General features: G+C 65.5%; 1 protein-coding gene. It reads right to left on the bottom strand.

Annotation, left to right across the window (positions count from 1 at the left end):
- Positions 1-22 precede the first annotated feature (22 nt).
- Positions 23-931, bottom strand: coding sequence for an IS982 family transposase (locus J2T21_RS20770; protein WP_307584078.1), 909 nt, complete (start codon positions 929-931; stop codon positions 23-25).
- Positions 932-1,021 lie beyond the last annotated feature (90 nt).

The following is a 1,021-nucleotide window of genomic DNA, read 5'->3' as shown; positions in this document are numbered from 1 at the left end:
CTAGACGATTGATTCCAAGGGGTCAGTGGTCATAGGCGGTCAAGGAGCGCAGCGGATGGGCACCGATGTTTTGGTTGTGCCAGATCGCCGCGGCCATCGCGAGGATGCGTTGCAGCACCCTTACGGTGACCCCGGCGATGGTGCGCCCGCCGTGCGCCTCGAGGTCCAGCTGGCCCTTGAGGGTGTCGTTGATTGACTCGATGACCTGCCTCATTGGCTTCAGGAATTCCTTGCCGGGTCGTCGTCGCTCGCCCTGCCGGGTGGGACGGACCAGGACGATACCGCCCTCGGCCAGGTCCCGTTCGAAGAGCTTCCCGTAGTAGTTCTTGTCGGCCAGGATCATCTGCCCGGCGCCGGCCCTGGCGGGCATCGATTCCAGCATGCCGAGCAGGACCGTGCGCTCATCGGCCGTCGCGCCGGTCAGGGCGAAGGACACCGGCATCCCGGCCGGGGTGCACAGCAGATGCAGGCGCAGTCCCCAGAACCAGCGCGAGTGGGAGGCGCAGTACCCGTATTCGGCGAACCCGGCCAGGTCGGAGCGGTGCGCGGTGTCGCGGGAGCGGCCGCATTCCACGGGTGTGGAATCGGCGATCCAGATCCCGTCCGCCCACAGGTCCGTGTCCTGCCCCAGGTGCGCGATCACGGCCTGGAGGGTTCCGCCCAGGTGCCGCAGTCTCTTGTTGTAGCCGGACTGCTCGGGCAGGTGCGGGAACCATTCAATGAGGTCAACCCGGGCTTGGCGCAACCAGCGCCGTTCGGAGGTGAAGCCGAGCAGGGCTTGCATCACCGCCGCGGTCACCAGTTCCGCATCGGTGATCCGCGGCTGCAAGCCGACCGCCGGCCGCCACGGCGCCAGTTCCGGATGGCCCTTCAAAAAGTCGTCCGTCGAGGCGTACAGTGCTGTTGCAAGGGTGTCCAGATCGTTGTCCATCGGAACTCTCCAGGTTCGAAGTTGGGTATTACACCTCGATTCTGGACACCCTTGCCCGCCATGTCACCCCTTGGAATCAATCGTCTAGGC

The organism is Paeniglutamicibacter psychrophenolicus (assembly GCF_030812255.1).
Classification (GTDB): Bacteria; Actinomycetota; Actinomycetes; order Actinomycetales; family Micrococcaceae; genus Paeniglutamicibacter; species Paeniglutamicibacter psychrophenolicus_A.
Note: the sequence above shows the minus strand (reverse complement) of the source record. Positions and strands in the feature narration are given on the sequence as shown.

Excerpts from the sequence above, each read along its gene's own strand:
- J2T21_RS20770 (WP_307584078.1), bottom strand. The coding sequence starts at position 931 with ATGGACAACGATCTGGACACCCTTGCAACAGCACTGTACGCCTCGACG.